The following is a 15,082-nucleotide window of genomic DNA, read 5'->3' on the forward strand; positions in this document are numbered from 1 at the left end:
ATAATTTCTCTGCCTTTTACCTGTTCTAAAGTAATTATTTTTTCTTCCTGCGAAGATGAAGATTTGTTAACAGGAACAGAAGCTGTAGAAATTGCCGTAAGAAATTTCAGAATAAATGGCTAAGTTTTGGCATTCCTTTAACCGACACCTCTCAAAAAATGACGTCGAAATATTCACTCTTTGCCCTTTTCCTGCTATTCGCTGTTGGGTTGTCCATTTCGGTAGTTGCCCAGAGCAACCTTACTGCGGACAATGCCCTGGAGAGTTATTTAAACAACGGCGACCAAACCTATGAATGGGTGGTCACCGACACCTACGAAACTGACGGAGTGAGGGGATACCAACTCATTTTAACATCTCAAAAATGGAGGGAGTACACATGGAAGCATCAGTTGACAGTATTTGTTCCGGATCAGATGACCCAAACTGAAAGCCTCCTGTTTATCTCCGGCGGTTCAAACAAAGACAGCCAGCCCAACCTGAGAAGCAATCAAGACGATCTCTCCAAGACCATGGCCCATATTGCAGCTACCAATAGCGCCATCGTGTCTCTTATCCGGCAGGTGCCTAATCAGCCGCTGTACGGTGACAAGACCGAGGACGTGTTGATCTCCTACACCCTGCACAACTTCACCGAGACAGGTGATTATACATGGCCCCTGTTGTTTCCCATGGTAAAGAGTGTGGTAAAAGGAATGCAGGCAGTACAGGAGTTTTCGAACGAACAACTGCATCAACCAGTGAACGAATTTGTGCTATCGGGGCTTTCCAAACGTGGCTGGACAACCTGGCTCACCGGTGCCAACGACGACCGGGTAATTGCCATCGCTCCTATGGTGATTGACGTGCTTAATATGCCGGTAAGCCTGCAATACCATCTGGAGGCGTGGAATGAGTACAGTCCCGAAATAAATGACTACGTGAGCCTGGGTATTCCACAGGCTTCGGCTACCGAGTCAGGGCAAAAAATCAATGCGATGGTTGATCCGTACTCCTACCGGGCAAAGCTCAACAAGCCCAAGATGATCTTCATTGGCACCAACGACCCCTATTGGCCAGTGGATGCTATCAAGCACTATATCGACAGCATTCCTGGGCAAAATTTCATCCACTATGTGCCCAATGCCGGCCACGACATTGACGATCACCCACAGAGTTTTAAAGCATTAAACGCATTTTTCGGCTTCACTGCCCATGGGAAAGCTTATCCGGCATGTGATTGGACCATCGACATTAAGGGAGAAGAAATTGTGCTGACAGTCACTCCTTCGCCAAAAAAACTGGTCGATGCCACACTTTGGCTGGCAACATCCGATGACCGGGACTTCAGGGATGAAGTATGGGTGGGGAAAAGCCTGAATGCATCAAAGGCAAAGGAAGTAGTAGTGAAAGAAGCCTACCCTGCTTCCGGCTTCAAAGCATTTTACGTTGACCTGTAGTATTTAGACACAACGGGAAATGAATTCACCGAGAGTACCCGGATGTTTGTTGCAAACCCTCAAAAAGTGTTTGTCGACTGACGCCTGCAGGATCCCAGACTAACACTCTTCGCAAGAGCAACCTAGTATTTACACCAAAGGTTCTCCCCTCTCTGTGGGCTTTTAGTAATATTACTTACTTAAAAGACTCAACCATGACCAAGCGAAGTCTCCGTCCGGCAGTGCTGTTCGTTTCCTCCTTACTTTGGTACGGATGTGCCAGCACCACTGACACGCCGCCAGTTGTCGAAACCGGCGTATCGCTCAAACTGGCCAACTATCGAAAAACGGTTATCAGCGCACTTGGCTACCAGCTATCATTCAACATCCCGGAAGGCAAATCAGAACACATCCCTGCCTCAGAGGTTATCACTTTCAACTTAAGTAAGAACGACGCTGACCTCCAGATAGACTTCAAAGAAGATTCCGATCATATTTTAGAGGTGGTTGTTAACAGCACGACTATTCCTGTAGACCACCGGGAGGAGCATATCATCGTTCCGAAAAGCGTATTGAGGCCAGGCTCCAATAGCATCAAAATCACGTTCGTTGCAGGCAACCTCTCCCTCAACCGCAACGACGAATATCTTTATACACTGTTAGTGCCGGACAGAGCCCGCACAGTCTTCCCCTGCTTCGATCAACCCAACCTGAAGGCTTCTTATCAACTGAGTCTCACCATGCCTGGCCAATGGCAGGCACTTTCCAACGGCCCACTGGCCAATTCGGTGATTTCCGGCGAGCGAAAGACATTTAACTTTATGCCTTCTGATACCATTAGCACCTACTTGTTTGCCTTTGCGGCAGGTAAATTTCAAAAGGTAACCCGAACCGTCGATGGCCGCACCATGAGACTTTTTCACCGTGAAACCGACGAGGAAAAGATTTCCGAAAGCATTGACACAATATTTTACCTGCACGGCAAAGCCCTCGATTTTCTCGAAGAGTATACGGCCATCCCCTACCCGTTCAAAAAGTTCGACTTTGTTGCTATTCCCGACTTTCAGTATGGTGGAATGGAGCATGTGGGAGCCATTCAGTACCGTGCTTCGTCTCTTTTCCTGGATAAAACCGCCACCCAGAGCCGCAAAATTGGCAGAGCCAACCTCATTGCGCACGAAACGGCTCACATGTGGTTTGGAGACCTGGTCACCATGGACTGGTTCAACGATGTGTGGATGAAAGAGGTGTTTGCCAACTTCATGGCCGACAAGGTCTCGGAGGTAACGTTCCCAGATACAGGTAGCGACCTCAAATTTCTGCTGGCTCACTACCCCGCAGCCTATGCAGTGGACCGTACGCCCGGTGCTAACCCAGTGCGGCAGCAGCTTGATAACCTGAAGGACGCTGGCAGCATGTACGGAGCCATCATCTATCATAAGGCCCCCATTGTGATGAAACAGCTGGAAATGCTGATGGGAAAACAGGAGTTCCAACGAGGTCTGCAGCAGTACTTGTCTGAGTTTGCCTTTTCAAATGCGACCTGGACTGACTTGATCAATATACTGGATCAACTAACCGATGAAGACCTGCTGGCATGGAATAAAGTGTGGGTAGAAGAGCCATTCAGGCCCGTTTTTAGTTATGACATGAAGACCAATGAAGGCTTGATAACGGCCTTAACCATCTCTCAAAAGGAAGAAAAAACGAATACGCCATCCTCCAGTGATAAAGTCTGGTCGCAATACTTCAAAGTCGGCCTGAGCTATAGCGACAGCCTCATTCAGGTGCCTGCGCTTAACTACCGTGCGGTAGCGGACGTCAGCCAGGCAACAGGCAGGCCTAAGCCAAATTATATTGTTTTCAACACCTCTGGCGAAGGGTACGGTGTGTTCCCAATCGACTCGGCCATGCTTCCTTACATCGGCACATGGAACGACCCGGTTGCCAGGGCATCGGCCTATATCAACAATTACGAAAACATGCTCAATGGCGACGGCATTACGCCCACCGAGCTGCTAGCACTGAATACTGCCCTGCTTTCTCAGGAAACGGAAGAGCTTTCGGTTCGGCAACTTACCAGCCAGTTAAGTGCGACCTATTGGCAGTTTATTACCCCATCAAACAGGAAGCTGATCAGCCAATCATTGGAAAGCGACGTTTGGACAGCAATGGAACAAGCTCCTTCGGCCAGCATTAAGAAGATGCTATTCGGAACATTCCAGGAGATAGCCACCTCAGAAAAAGCAATAGAAAAGCTTTATAGCATTTGGAAGTCGGAAGCGCCGCCAAAGGAGGTTAGGCTATCTGAGGACGACTACACCGGCCTGGCAGCCACGCTCAGCCTGCTGAGTCACCCAAAATCTGTCGAAATTCAACAGCAACAGCTTACAAGAATTAATAATGGCGATCGGAAAAAACGTTGGGAATTTCTTCTTCCCGCACTATCAAGCGACACCGCAACCCGCAACACTTTTTTTGAAACCTTGAAACTAGCCGAAAACAGGGAAAAAGAATCGTGGGTGAGCACCGCAGTATCTTACCTGCATCATCCGGAAAGGCAGCATGTCTCTATCGGCTACTTGAAGGAGAGCCTTGAGCTGCTTTCTGACATACAGGCTACTGGTGATATATTTTTCCCGACCGCCTGGCTAAGCGCTACTTTCGGAGCCTACCAAAGTGACGAAGCCGCATCGATCGTCAACACCTTTCTTTTGGCCCACCCCAATTATCCCATGAAACTGAAAGGAAAGATATTGCAAGCAACCGACGACCTGAAAAGGGCCAGCAGGCTGCTGAAGAGTCAATCAAATCTCTGATCTTAATTAAGATGAAAGGGCTGATTGCTCTTTCTTTGCACTGTTCTTGTTGTTAATAGAATCACGTGAACAAGTAAGCTGAGCACAATAGCCACTCCTACCTCTAAAAATGTGAGCATATGAACACTTGCTTTAATATGGTGAGAGTCGTTGAGTAACTCTCGGCCATTGTTCGATTGAATTTCTGTTAGTAGATGCAGGTCACTCAGCATAGCATTGAAGCGATCCCCTCCTTCGTTTTCCAGCGCTGCCAGTGCCTGCCTTGAATCATTTGCGTACGCCAGGTTTATCACCTTGTTCTCGAGTTGGTCGTAAGCCTCCCTTCTTTCCTTAAACTCACTTAAAAGGCTGGCCTCATCCAGTACAAAATAGGTTTTTTCTATTTCAGTCACCAGTGAGTCAATTCTACTATCATAGCTATCGAGCTTCTCGGTCAAATCCGCTTTCTCAATGCTTATTTCCAATACGTTCTTTTCAAGAATCAACCGCTTTTGATAAAGAGTTTCTGTGATATAGAAAAATTCAGTTGCCGACATAAGCCTGTCATTATAAATGGAGGTGAATGACCTGTCCATGCTGTCTATGTCTCTTTGCATTACCAGGTTGCTTATCACAAGCAAGGCAACTATTATTGCTAATATGACCGAAATCCGCATTTGGTTACCTATTTTGAAAGCCCACCTCATCTCATAGTTTTTTAAAATGCTATTAACATGAATACACCTGATCCCAGCATCCTGTCCGACATAGTTAAGACAAAAATGCCGTTCGGCAAATACAAGAATGTTTTAATATGTGACCTACCCGAAAACTACCTTGAGTGGTTCAAGAGCGTCGGCTTTCCGCAGGGGAGGCTTGGTATGATGCTTTCTACTATGTATGAAATTCGGCTCAATGGGCTGACCGACCTGCTCAGTCAACTAAAAAAAATCCACAGAAACCCATAGGTTACTGAAGCCGTTAAACCCCCAAACGGCGCCGTTGCACTTATTAAATACAAAAACAACCAAGATTTCTTATATTTACAATGTCAATTGGCTTAATAATTGCGTTAGGTGTGTAAATTATTTTTGTGTATGAAATTAAGAATTGTTCAATTAACCCTGATATCAATTCTTGCATGTAGTTGTGTTACTAATCTGTCGGCGCAGTCGTCTGACAGTGTAAGCATAGTCAAGAAATTTGATCAATTGGTTCTACAGTGGGATTTGCTATCTCTTGAACTGGGCAAATACGAAGGTCTGGACAAATATTGCACTGACAAGCCCTACCAGGACAATGTAATCAAGACACTCGAAGAAATTCACCACTATGACACATTGCTCTACCAAACGCTTGCAAAGAAAGCACGGTACGACAAGAGTTCAGAGCTCAAAAAGACCCTCAAGCAAATAGAAGAGTTTGAAACTGAGTACAAAGGCCCCAGCTTTCTGAAGAAACTTCACGATGAATGTGTCGGCCGCAGAGAAATTGAGAAAGACTACAAAGAAACCAGAAATGATATTGGCATGAACTCTTACGATGGGCAAGTGCTTGTTCTGGAAGCTGATCTTAACAGGTATGTCGAACACATTACCAAGTTAATGGATCATATTGAGGAGCATATCCACCATTTGCATCTTGAATAGCCGCCATGTGGCAAATACGTAATTTCTAAAATCCGCCCCTTTTTCGGTTAACCTGGCGCCCTGCCTGTCGTATATTTGAATATTCCTGCACCCTACCAACCGAGGCCTGTTCTAGTTAATTCACCTGGCGAATCCATGGCTGTTTTAAAACTAGATATAGATGAAAAAATATTTGCTTGTCCTAATTGCTGCGGCCGCTCCGCTTCTACCGTTGCAGGCAAACGACGGTGAAAACGGAATTTTCAAAGACTTTAAAGAACTAACCCACAAGTGGTATTTTGTCTCAGATAAGCTTGTAACCTACAGAGGTTTGTCAAAATACTGCGGCGATCCCACCTTTCAAGATGAAGTGAAAAGCGTATTAAAAGAGATCCACGCCTACGATAGCGCTCTTTATATTCGTGTTTCTTCGATGATGAAGGAAGACCCAAGCAAAGAATTGAAAAAGACATTGAGACAAATCGGCCATTTGGAGCACAAGCTAAATGCCCTCTCGCTGTCGAAGACATTGTACAGCGAGTGCCACAACCAAAGACAGCTCGAAAGAGAGTACAAAAAGGTAAAAAACTATTTTGGCGCTCACTCCTTCGACAATCAGGTTGTAGTTACAGAAGTCTTCTTAAAAAAGCACGTTGACCGGATCAACAAAATCATGGAAAACATAGAAGATCATTTCCATCACCTCGACGCAGATTGAGTGGGCCAGGAATCCGATGTGGAAAATACGTAATTTTCCAAAATTGTCAGCTCGCCAATATTTGAGCACCAATTCCGTTCCCTACATTTGTTGTATTCCTGCAACACTACCACATGTTCTGTATTAGTTTGTTTACAAAGGCATTGCCATTGCCACAACTAAACATATACTATGCTCAGACGTCTCGCTCTTGCCGTTTCCTGCCTCTTTTTGGCGGGAAGTACATACGCCACTGGTGACCAAAATGAAAGTGCCCTTCTGGTCAGTAAATTCAACGACCTTACTAAACAATGGGCTTTGATCTCTTACGACCTCAGGACGTACGACGGACTTAAAAAGTATTGCACAGACCACTCCTTCAGGAGCAATGTAGCAGAGACCCTCAACGGCATCCACCATTACGATAGCCTTTTGTATGAAAGACTAGCTGTAAAGGCCAGGTTCAGCAACAACCATGAAATTAAGAAAGTAATTCATCAAATTGAGGCATTTGAAACGACGTACAAAGCCGCCAACTTTTCAAAAACACTGTCGGAGGAATGCTCTGATCAACGGTCTCTTGAGAGGAATTCAGATGAGCTAAGAAACGACATCGGCATGAACTCGTACGACAGTCAGGTAATTTTGCTGGAGGCTACTCTCGACAAGTATGTAAAAAATATTACGAAACTAATGGATCATATTAATGATCACATCCACCACTTGCACATTGATTGAGTAGTCCTTCCTCTATCGCTTCACAAACGCTAATACCTGTGGCAGCTCTGGGCTAACTAGTACCCTACCTTCAATGTCGACTACCGGCAATGAGATGTTTCCCATAAATCTGGCTGCTTCAAGCTTTCTCAGCATCTCATCTGCCTTATCCTGATCGGCATCCACATCATAAAAAGTATATTTTATGTTGAGGGAATCCATCTTCTTTCGGAAATTAATACAGTGATCACATGTATTAACTCCATAAACAATCATTTGCTTTTGATTGGCACTTTCAGCTGCCTTGTTTTCAGAAGTATCCTTCGTAACTGGTCCGCACGAAAGCAATAAGACAAATACCGAAAGGATGGAAATCGCTGTAATGTTATTTTTCATAGCCCAATCTTACGGATTTTTTATCTTTATCCATACTGCTTTTGTACATAGTAAGAAGAGCTTTACACGATGGGTTGCAACTCGTTTTGGCCAACACGTGTCATCATTTCATTATTCATTTGCAATGCCCGGTAAAAGCCTTGTATATTAACGCTGACGATACAATCAAAATGATGCAAAAGATCAGTCTGTTTCTTTTACTATCTGCCATTTACTTTGGCTGTTCGGTAAAGGTGGTGTCTTTCGAGAACCCCAGAACAAACTTTGGAAAATTTGAGGAGTACACTCTTAAGCGGCCAATGGCCGATAACAAGGACCTGACACCTGAAGGCAAGCAATTCATCGCCAGCTTCGAAAACGCCATTAATTCCGAGATGAAAAAGAGAGGCTATGACCTCACCTATTCTCCTGACCTGGAGGTAAGCTACGATATCGTTTCAAGCCGACAACGGGATACAAATGTAAATAGAAGCCCTTACTACTATAATCCGTGGTACTATGGAAACTATTACAATGTGTCGCAGACCAACTACACCGAAAGCATTGTTATTGTGGAGATGAAGGACGCCGCCACAGGCAAAACCGTGTGGCAAGGTAGTCTCGACCTTCGCTACACACGTAATTCCAAAAAGAAAGACAGCATCATACCTGATGCTGTCGAACGAATCTTCAGCGACTACCCCTACCTGGCCGGCAGTAATAAAAAAGTAGAGGTCGAAGGAAAAAAGAAGAAAAGGTGATAATAAAGTATCATGGCGCAAGTGTTTAGTTAAATACTATTCTTTCCCTACCTTTGCGGCTTCAATTGCAAAAATTCCATTTATGATTTCTGTTTCTAACGTCTCTCTCCAGTTCGGAAAGCGTGTATTATTTGATGAGGTCAATATCAAGTTCGTTCAGGGCAACTGTTATGGTGTGATCGGTGCCAATGGCGCTGGCAAATCCACTTTCCTTAAAATTCTATCCGGTGAAATGGCCGCAAATGCCGGGCATGTAAGCATGGAGCCTGGCAAAAGAATGGCTGTTTTGAATCAGAATCACTTCGAGTTTGACGAGGTACCCGTCATTGAAACGGTGATGATGGGGCACAAAAAGCTTTGGACAATCATAAAGGAAAAAGACGCCATTTATGCAAAGCCTGATTTTTCAGAGGAAGATGGCATCAAAGCTTCCGAGCTGGAGGCGGAGTTTGCAGAAATGGATGGCTGGAACGCAGAATCGGACGCTGCTGCCATGCTCAGTGGCCTTGGCATCGTAGAAGCCGACCACTATAAGCTGATGAAGGAATTGCCAGGCAACCTGAAAGTAAGGGTGTTGCTTGCACAAGCCCTGTTCGGTAATCCCGACGTGCTTATTCTTGACGAACCTACCAACGACCTCGACATCCGCACCGTGTCGTGGCTGGAGGACTTTCTTCTGGAATTCAAGAACACAGTCATCGTGGTTTCTCACGACAGACACTTTTTGGACACCGTGTGTACTCATGTGGTTGACATTGACTTCAGCCAGGTAAAGTTATACACTGGTAACTATAGCTTCTGGTACGAATCCAGCCAGCTAGCCCTTCAGCAAAGAGGGTCTGCCAACAAGAAAGCTGAAGAGAAAAAGAAAGAGTTGCAGGATTTCATCGCTCGTTTTAGTGCCAATGCTTCCAAGTCGAAGCAGGCCACCAGTCGGAGGAAACTGCTCGAAAAAATCAATATCGACGACATTCAGCCCTCCACCAGGCGATACCCAGCCATTATATTCAATCAAAGCCGCCAAGCTGGTGACCAAATTCTGGAGGTGAAAAACCTTGGCTATTCTGCCGACGGAGTCAATTTCTTCTCCGGGCTGGATTTGTTTGTTAATAAGGGGGATAAAATAGCGGTCCTTAGCAAGGACAGTATGGCCATTTCAGCATTCTTTAAAGTGCTTATGGGGGAACTGAAGCCTACCAAAGGCGAGTTCAAGTTTGGCCAAACCATTACAACGGCCTATCTGCCTAATGAAAACGACAAGTTCTTTAATACAAGTGACAACCTGATCGATTGGCTGCGCCAGTTTTCAGAGGGAGAAAAAGACGAGGTATTCATCAGAGGCTTCCTCGGAAAGATGCTTTTCTCCGGCGAAGAAGTCTTTAAAAAAGCAAGTGTGCTTTCCGGTGGCGAAAAGGTGCGTTGTATGATCAGCAAAATGATGCTGGCCCAGGGCAATGTGCTGATCCTGGACGAACCCACCAATCACCTTGATTTGGAATCCATTCAAGCATTCAACAACGCCCTGGCAGATTTTCCGGGCACGGTGCTTTTCACCTCTCATGACCATCAGTTTACGCAAACAATTGCCAATAGGATCATAGAGCTAACGCCAAATGGTTGCCTTGATAAGCTAATGACTTACGATGAGTACGTGGAAAACGAAAAGATTACTGCGCAGAGAGAAGAACTCTATGCCTGATCGGCTATAACCAGGGCCAGTGTTTTGAAGAGCTTTCCGTCTGAGACGAGGTGACCATTGCTCATCATGAGGAAAAGCTCCTCTTCACGTACTGTGTTGTAATGCTTTTCGGAGGTGAATAGCTCAATATCCGACGGGGGACTGGCCAACGCTTTTTGCAAAAAAGCCGGATCGGTAAAATCGGCCGCCTCGCCCCCTTGCATTCCGCAAAGAACAATTTTCTCCTGGAGACATTGATAGGTCATTACGTGAGACCTTGTTCTGATTTCCAAAAACTCAGTTTTTCTCAATACGTCTTCGAAAACCACGTCGCTGAACAAATCCACTATTTTGTCGGCCTTGGCGGGAGTTTCCTTCTTCAACTTCTCCCAGTCGTCAGCGGCAATGCCATTGACGATCAAATAGTCAATAAACTCCTTTTCAAGTGCTGTCAGTTCTTCCCTTGTCAGGGTACGGTACTTTGCCATAGGTGGCAAAGATAAGGCTCAAAACCGTTTCGTGGCACCAAAAATAGCACTAGAAATTAGTTGGTTCAATTTCCATGCAGCAACGTTATCACAATTACGTTCTGTGCTGCTAACATTGAGATCAGGTTGTCGGCTTGCTTATCAATGTGCACAGGAAAAGCCGCAACTAAGCTTTATATCAACTACCTTTGTGCTCAAGAATCTCAAAATGATCGATCAATACTTAAGCAATCTGGGCATTTCTAAGCTCAACGAAATGCAGGAGGCTACAATAAAGGCCGCTGGAAAAGAAAAAGAGCTCATCTTGCTTTCTCCCACGGGCTCTGGCAAAACCCTGGCTTTCCTACTTTCCCTTCTCCCACGTCTGGTAAAGGATCAGCAGGGGATGCAAGCACTAATCATCGCACCTTCGAGGGAGCTTGCTATCCAAATCGAACAGGTAGCCAGGGGAATGGGTAGCGGCTTCCGTGTCAATAGTTTCTATGGAGGCCATTCACTCAGAACAGAGCTGAACAACCTCAGCAACCCCCCAGCCATTGCTATCGGCACGCCCGGGCGGCTGCTCGACTTGATCACTAAAGAGGCTTTCGAAACAAAGAGCATTAAGCACCTTATCCTGGATGAGTTCGACAAGTCACTCGAAATGGGTTTCGGTGGTGAAATGTCAAGCATACTTGAACATCTCACCAACCTTAGAACAAGGTTTCTAACTTCTGCCACGCAGGCTGTCAAAATCCCTTCTTTTCTTAAAATGGCGGCACCATACACGCTGGACTTTACCACCAGGTATGAGAATAAGGAAAGTAAATTGGATCAAAAAATGGTAGTGGCCGAGGGAAACGACAAGCTTGATGCCCTCTTCAAACTCCTATGCCTTCTGGGCAGCAAGAAAAGTTTGATCTTTTGTAACCACAGAGAAGCTGTTGACAGGATCGGTGAGTTGTTATCTGTAAAGGGCGTTGAACACAGAACTTATCATGGAAAGCTGGAGCAGGATGCCCGTGAAAAGGTATTGGCGCAGTTTCGCAACGGCAGTGTCAACGTGTTGCTCGCTACAGATTTGGCGGCCAGAGGGCTTGACATCGCCGAAATCGAAAACGTGATACACTACCAGCTTCCTCAAACGCAGGAAGCCTTCATCCACCGGAATGGCAGAACAGCCAGAATGAATGCTTCGGGCAGCTCTTACCTCTTGCTGCTTCAGTCGGAGAAGCCACCAAAGTACCTGGTCAAAAAGCCCCAACTAGTAAATTTGCCGGAAACGCTGCTTACTCCTCCAGCCCCCGCCTGGTCAACACTTGAGTTCTCAGCCGGTAAAAAGGATAAAATCAATAAAGTAGATATTGTTGGTCTGCTCTTCAAAAAAGGTCTTTTGGAAAAGGGAGACATCGGCTTGATAGACGTAACCGACAAGGCTGCCTATGCCGCTGTAAATAGAGAGAAAGCTGTAAAAACAGCCATCAAAGTGAGTGGAGAAAAAATAAAGAAGGTAAAGGTCAGGGTCACGGTACTTTAGAAAAAGTACGAAACCGAAAACAGTGAATAAAAACAGAAAGGCCCGCTTCGCAGCGGGCCTTTCTTTTGCAGATATAATGAATATGACTTAAGCAGCTGCCTTTTTGGCGTCGGCAAGTGATACCGCCTTGTGAGGTTTGATCTCTATTACACCCATTTTATCAAGCAGCTTGATAATATAGTAAGTTGGATCTATTTCATGCCAGCGAATGCCACCAAAATTTGCACGGTTACCATACTTATGATGGTTATTGTGATAGCTTTCGCCCATCATGAGGAAGTCTACAGGCAAGAAATTCCGGGAGGTATCACCAACCTCGAAATTTCTGTATCCGTATTTATGAGCAAACCAGTTGATAATCGCTCCATGAATAGGCGACAGAATGAACTGCAGTGGCAGAAACAGCCACAACCACCATGCATCAGCATACAAATAGTACACTCCTACATACAATGCACCCCAAAACACTCTTGAGTACCATGAACGAGCGAATTTATCAAAGGCATCCCATTTTGCAACTCCTTCAGTGAATCTCTTCTCGGGCACTACTCTTCCACTGGCAATATCAGAGTAAATGGTTTTTGTTTTCCACATCATCTTGAAAATGGTCTCATCATACTTTGGAGAGTGAGGATCATTTTCGGTGTCGGCAAAAGCGTGGTGCATCCTGTGCATTACGCCATAGCCGTAAGGGCTCAAGTAATTTGACCCCTGAAATATCCAGGTAAGTACAAAGAATACTTTCTCTGTGAACTTACTCATCGTAAACGCACCGTGCGCTGCATACCGATGTAGAAAGAACGTTTGAAAGAACAATGACAAGTACCACTGGGCAATAAAAAAGGGTATGATAACTTCCATCTTGTTAGTAGTATTTTTTTACGGTTTAGATTTGACCTGTTTATGATCTATTCCCTTAAGACAAAGTCAAATTTAATTTGTGACAGAATTAATAAAATATTTTTTTTCGTAATGGCAACATAGCCATTTACCTGGCCAACTAAGCCTTTTGGCTGATCTCAAGCCTCAAATCCTCAATGAGCTCTTTGGGCTCCCCAAATGAGCAGGCCTTCTTGAAGCTTTCGATAAGCTGGGCTGAGTTTACCATATCGAAACTTATCTTGCTGGTATCTATTGCCAGCTTCTCCTTAGCTCTGGAAAACAACTGGCGACAGTTCTCTTTCTTTTTATTGACAATCTGCTGAAGTTCGTCGTACTCAATATTGAACACCTCCCTCAACAGGTACACCGCTCTCTCGACAGGCTCCAGCTTTTTATGCAACATTGCTAAAGCAGTAGAAATTTCGTGCTCTATGTCGATATGAGAAAGATCCAGCTTCTCAACAAATTCCTTTGGATTAATGGCATCAAGGTATTCGTTCTTCTTTCGTTTGATTGAATTAAGATGATTGATGCAGCTATTGGTTACCGACTTAATCAAATAGGCCTTTGTGTTTTTTATCTTCTCCTGATCGAGTGTCAACCACTTCAAAAAGGTGTCCTGAACAATGTCCTCGGCATCTTGCCATGAGCCTACCATCTTCAAGGCGAGCCTGTGAAGCAAGGGTTGATAAAGCGTTATCGTTTGAGTCTGATTCACTATAATTCTCAAATTGTATACAAAGGTAAAGTCAATACCTTTAGTTCGCACTATTTGTTTTCGATTATTTAACCTTTAAACAATCGAAGGACCAATAAAGTGCAATTTTGTGTCGCATTTGGCGAGACTGAATTGCGATGAGATAGAGAAAATGATAATTAGCTACCGGCGAGGGGCTTAGCAACCTGGCCAAAAAAGCAAAACGGGCAGGGATTAGTCATCCGCTGCCCGTTTCATTTTTCACCAGCCTTAACCAGTGAAAAACGTCAAGCTATTGTTCATTCGCCTCAATCGCAACGTCACCTGGGTGGCACTACGCTCGACAAGATTCAAAGTACGCCGATCTCTCGGCTTTCCTTTTTCTTCCCTGAGCCCTGCTGGCTCAGCAAACTATCTCTCACTTGATGTATTCAATTTCCATATAAAAATTTGCAAACGCAACTGCGTAAGAACCTACTTTTCAACAACTTATGCACGGAATTATCAACACCTGAGTTCATGTTGTTCACGACTATATCAACATGATATCCACATTTGTCTTCTGGTTTACTTTCTCAATCCAGGTTTCAACCTAGCTTTGCTTCATGTACATAGCCATCAATAAAGCAACCACACTGGCCCTCGGTATTTGGGTTTCAATTCTCGCTGTATCCTGCGACGAAAAAAAGAGTCCGTCTTCGAGCGACGAATCAATCAATGCACGCATTCAGCAAATGCCTCCTGCGCTTCAGGAAGGCCTTAAGGCCCATGGTGGCCTTCAGAAATGGGCGACATACGGCACACTGAATTATACAGTGGCCTCCAAAAATATTCCGGAAGACCATTTGATAGACCTTAATAGCAGAAAAGTACTCATCACTACAGACAGCACTTTCACAATGGGCTTTGATGGGCAAGATGTTTGGGTTAGCCCAAACCTGGCAGCCTACCCAGGTTCGTCAGCAACTTTTTACCATAATCTTGTATTCTATTTCTTTTCCCTTCCTTTCGTGGTCGCCGACCCAGGGGTGAATTACACCGCTTTACCAGACATCACATTTAATGGAGTGGCTTACAGCAGGATCAGTATTTCTTTTGGGGATAGTGTGGGTGAGTCGCCTGACGATCAATATATCCTATGGTTCAGAAAGTCAGATCATTTGCTTGGCATGATCAACTACTCTGTTACGTATTTTGATGCTGCTAATGCCAGCAAATTCAACGCCATGGTTTACGATGAATGGCAAACGGTCAATGGCTTAAAGATTCCTAAAAAATGGACTTCCTACAAATGGGAAAACGATTCTCTCGGAGACAAACGAGGCGCTACTTTAATAACAGATGTGTCCTTTCAGGAAGGAGCTCCGGATGCCACCTTATTTCAAAAGCCTGAAACAGCCGAGATCGACAACAAAGGCAATTAATAG

At 44.9% G+C, this 15,082-nt stretch carries 15 protein-coding genes; 10 read left to right on the forward strand and 5 right to left on the reverse strand.

The genetic code is table 11. The features are described 5' to 3' along the window. The first annotated feature begins 158 nt into the window (after nucleotides 1-158). Together RT717_RS12215 and RT717_RS12220 are read left to right on the forward strand one after the other, a co-directional pair. The gene (locus RT717_RS12215) at nucleotides 159-1,439 is read left to right on the forward strand and encodes a PhoPQ-activated pathogenicity-related family protein (RefSeq protein WP_317492023.1); all 1,281 of its coding nucleotides are present in this window, start codon (nucleotides 159-161) and stop codon (nucleotides 1,437-1,439) included. Between the two features lie 194 nt (nucleotides 1,440-1,633). Continuing rightward, nucleotides 1,634-4,237 (forward strand): M1 family metallopeptidase, encoded by a 2,604-nt coding sequence (locus RT717_RS12220; protein ID WP_317492024.1) that lies wholly within the window; start codon nucleotides 1,634-1,636, stop codon nucleotides 4,235-4,237. Between the two features lie 2 nt (nucleotides 4,238-4,239). Here RT717_RS12220 and RT717_RS12225 read toward each other — a convergent pair whose 3' ends face one another. Beyond that, a complete protein-coding gene (locus RT717_RS12225; RefSeq protein ID WP_317492025.1) occupies nucleotides 4,240-4,923 on the reverse strand; it encodes an MCP four helix bundle domain-containing protein in 684 nt (227 codons plus the stop codon). A 27-nt stretch (nucleotides 4,924-4,950) separates the two neighbouring features. On the opposite strand from RT717_RS12225, the gene RT717_RS12230 reads away from it, so the two are divergent. The 4 genes from RT717_RS12230 (at nucleotide 4,951) to RT717_RS12245 (ending at nucleotide 7,279) form a co-directional block, all read left to right on the forward strand. Next, complete coding sequence (locus tag RT717_RS12230) at nucleotides 4,951-5,184, forward strand: DUF3820 family protein (RefSeq protein WP_317492026.1); 234 nt, start codon at nucleotides 4,951-4,953, stop codon at nucleotides 5,182-5,184. A gap of 129 nt (nucleotides 5,185-5,313) precedes the next feature. Next, nucleotides 5,314-5,865, forward strand: a complete 552-nt coding sequence (locus RT717_RS12235; protein ID WP_317492027.1) for a hypothetical protein — start codon at nucleotides 5,314-5,316, stop codon at nucleotides 5,863-5,865. A gap of 160 nt (nucleotides 5,866-6,025) precedes the next feature. Beyond that, nucleotides 6,026-6,562 (forward strand): hypothetical protein, encoded by a 537-nt coding sequence (locus tag RT717_RS12240; protein WP_317492028.1) that lies wholly within the window; start codon nucleotides 6,026-6,028, stop codon nucleotides 6,560-6,562. A 171-nt stretch (nucleotides 6,563-6,733) separates the two neighbouring features. Further along, nucleotides 6,734-7,279: a hypothetical protein gene (locus RT717_RS12245; protein WP_317492029.1), complete on the forward strand. Its 546-nt coding sequence runs from the start codon at nucleotides 6,734-6,736 to the stop codon at nucleotides 7,277-7,279. 12 nt (nucleotides 7,280-7,291) lie between these two features. On the opposite strand, the gene RT717_RS12250 is transcribed toward RT717_RS12245, so the two are convergent. Further along, nucleotides 7,292-7,654, reverse strand: coding sequence for a glutaredoxin family protein (locus RT717_RS12250; protein WP_317492030.1), 363 nt, complete (start codon nucleotides 7,652-7,654; stop codon nucleotides 7,292-7,294). Between the two features lie 41 nt (nucleotides 7,655-7,695). On the opposite strand from RT717_RS12250, the gene RT717_RS12255 reads away from it, so the two are divergent. Both RT717_RS12255 and RT717_RS12260 read left to right on the forward strand, forming a co-directional pair. Further along, nucleotides 7,696-8,394, forward strand: coding sequence for a DUF4136 domain-containing protein (locus tag RT717_RS12255; protein ID WP_317492031.1), 699 nt, complete (start codon nucleotides 7,696-7,698; stop codon nucleotides 8,392-8,394). An 82-nt stretch (nucleotides 8,395-8,476) separates the two neighbouring features. Beyond that, nucleotides 8,477-10,093, forward strand: a complete 1,617-nt coding sequence (locus RT717_RS12260) for an ABC-F family ATP-binding cassette domain-containing protein (RefSeq protein ID WP_317492032.1) — start codon at nucleotides 8,477-8,479, stop codon at nucleotides 10,091-10,093. Here the strand turns inward: RT717_RS12260 and RT717_RS12265 are convergent. After that, complete coding sequence (locus tag RT717_RS12265; protein ID WP_317492033.1) at nucleotides 10,084-10,560, reverse strand: DUF6495 family protein; 477 nt, start codon at nucleotides 10,558-10,560, stop codon at nucleotides 10,084-10,086. The two genes, RT717_RS12260 and RT717_RS12265, sit on opposite strands and share 10 nt — an antisense overlap. Nucleotides 10,561-10,768: 208 nt before the next feature. Between RT717_RS12265 and RT717_RS12270 the strand changes: the two genes are divergently transcribed. Further along, complete coding sequence (locus tag RT717_RS12270) at nucleotides 10,769-12,076, forward strand: DEAD/DEAH box helicase (RefSeq protein ID WP_317492034.1); 1,308 nt, start codon at nucleotides 10,769-10,771, stop codon at nucleotides 12,074-12,076. Nucleotides 12,077-12,163: 87 nt separating this feature from the next. On the opposite strand, the gene RT717_RS12275 is transcribed toward RT717_RS12270, so the two are convergent. Then, complete coding sequence (locus tag RT717_RS12275) at nucleotides 12,164-12,937, reverse strand: acyl-CoA desaturase (RefSeq protein WP_317492035.1); 774 nt, start codon at nucleotides 12,935-12,937, stop codon at nucleotides 12,164-12,166. A 139-nt stretch (nucleotides 12,938-13,076) separates the two neighbouring features. Continuing rightward, the gene (locus RT717_RS12280) at nucleotides 13,077-13,676 is read right to left on the reverse strand and encodes a sigma-70 family RNA polymerase sigma factor (RefSeq protein ID WP_317492036.1); all 600 of its coding nucleotides are present in this window, start codon (nucleotides 13,674-13,676) and stop codon (nucleotides 13,077-13,079) included. A gap of 584 nt (nucleotides 13,677-14,260) precedes the next feature. Here RT717_RS12280 and RT717_RS12285 point away from each other — a divergent pair. Next, a complete protein-coding gene (locus RT717_RS12285; protein ID WP_317492037.1) occupies nucleotides 14,261-15,079 on the forward strand; it encodes a hypothetical protein in 819 nt (272 codons plus the stop codon). The last annotated feature ends 3 nt before the right edge of the window (nucleotides 15,080-15,082 follow it).

Origin of the sequence: Imperialibacter roseus, from assembly GCF_032999765.1 — a bacterium.
Lineage (GTDB): Bacteria > Bacteroidota > Bacteroidia > Cytophagales > Cyclobacteriaceae > Imperialibacter > Imperialibacter roseus.

What these genes read in the sequence shown, in the direction of transcription:
- RT717_RS12215 (WP_317492023.1), top strand. Translation starts at nt 159, where the DNA reads ATGACGTCGAAATATTCACTCTTTGCCCTTTTCCTGCTATTCGCTGTT.
- RT717_RS12220 (WP_317492024.1), top strand. Translation starts at nt 1,634, where the DNA reads ATGACCAAGCGAAGTCTCCGTCCGGCAGTGCTGTTCGTTTCCTCCTTA.
- RT717_RS12225 (WP_317492025.1), bottom strand. Translation starts at nt 4,923, where the DNA reads ATGAGGTGGGCTTTCAAAATAGGTAACCAAATGCGGATTTCGGTCATA.
- RT717_RS12230 (WP_317492026.1), top strand. Translation starts at nt 4,951, where the DNA reads ATGAATACACCTGATCCCAGCATCCTGTCCGACATAGTTAAGACAAAA.
- RT717_RS12235 (WP_317492027.1), top strand. Translation starts at nt 5,314, where the DNA reads ATGAAATTAAGAATTGTTCAATTAACCCTGATATCAATTCTTGCATGT.
- RT717_RS12240 (WP_317492028.1), top strand. Translation starts at nt 6,026, where the DNA reads ATGAAAAAATATTTGCTTGTCCTAATTGCTGCGGCCGCTCCGCTTCTA.
- RT717_RS12245 (WP_317492029.1), top strand. Translation starts at nt 6,734, where the DNA reads ATGCTCAGACGTCTCGCTCTTGCCGTTTCCTGCCTCTTTTTGGCGGGA.
- RT717_RS12250 (WP_317492030.1), bottom strand. Translation starts at nt 7,654, where the DNA reads ATGAAAAATAACATTACAGCGATTTCCATCCTTTCGGTATTTGTCTTA.
- RT717_RS12260 (WP_317492032.1), top strand. Translation starts at nt 8,477, where the DNA reads ATGATTTCTGTTTCTAACGTCTCTCTCCAGTTCGGAAAGCGTGTATTA.
- RT717_RS12265 (WP_317492033.1), bottom strand. Translation starts at nt 10,560, where the DNA reads ATGGCAAAGTACCGTACCCTGACAAGGGAAGAACTGACAGCACTTGAA.
- RT717_RS12270 (WP_317492034.1), top strand. Translation starts at nt 10,769, where the DNA reads ATGATCGATCAATACTTAAGCAATCTGGGCATTTCTAAGCTCAACGAA.
- RT717_RS12275 (WP_317492035.1), bottom strand. Translation starts at nt 12,937, where the DNA reads ATGGAAGTTATCATACCCTTTTTTATTGCCCAGTGGTACTTGTCATTG.
- RT717_RS12285 (WP_317492037.1), top strand. Translation starts at nt 14,261, where the DNA reads ATGTACATAGCCATCAATAAAGCAACCACACTGGCCCTCGGTATTTGG.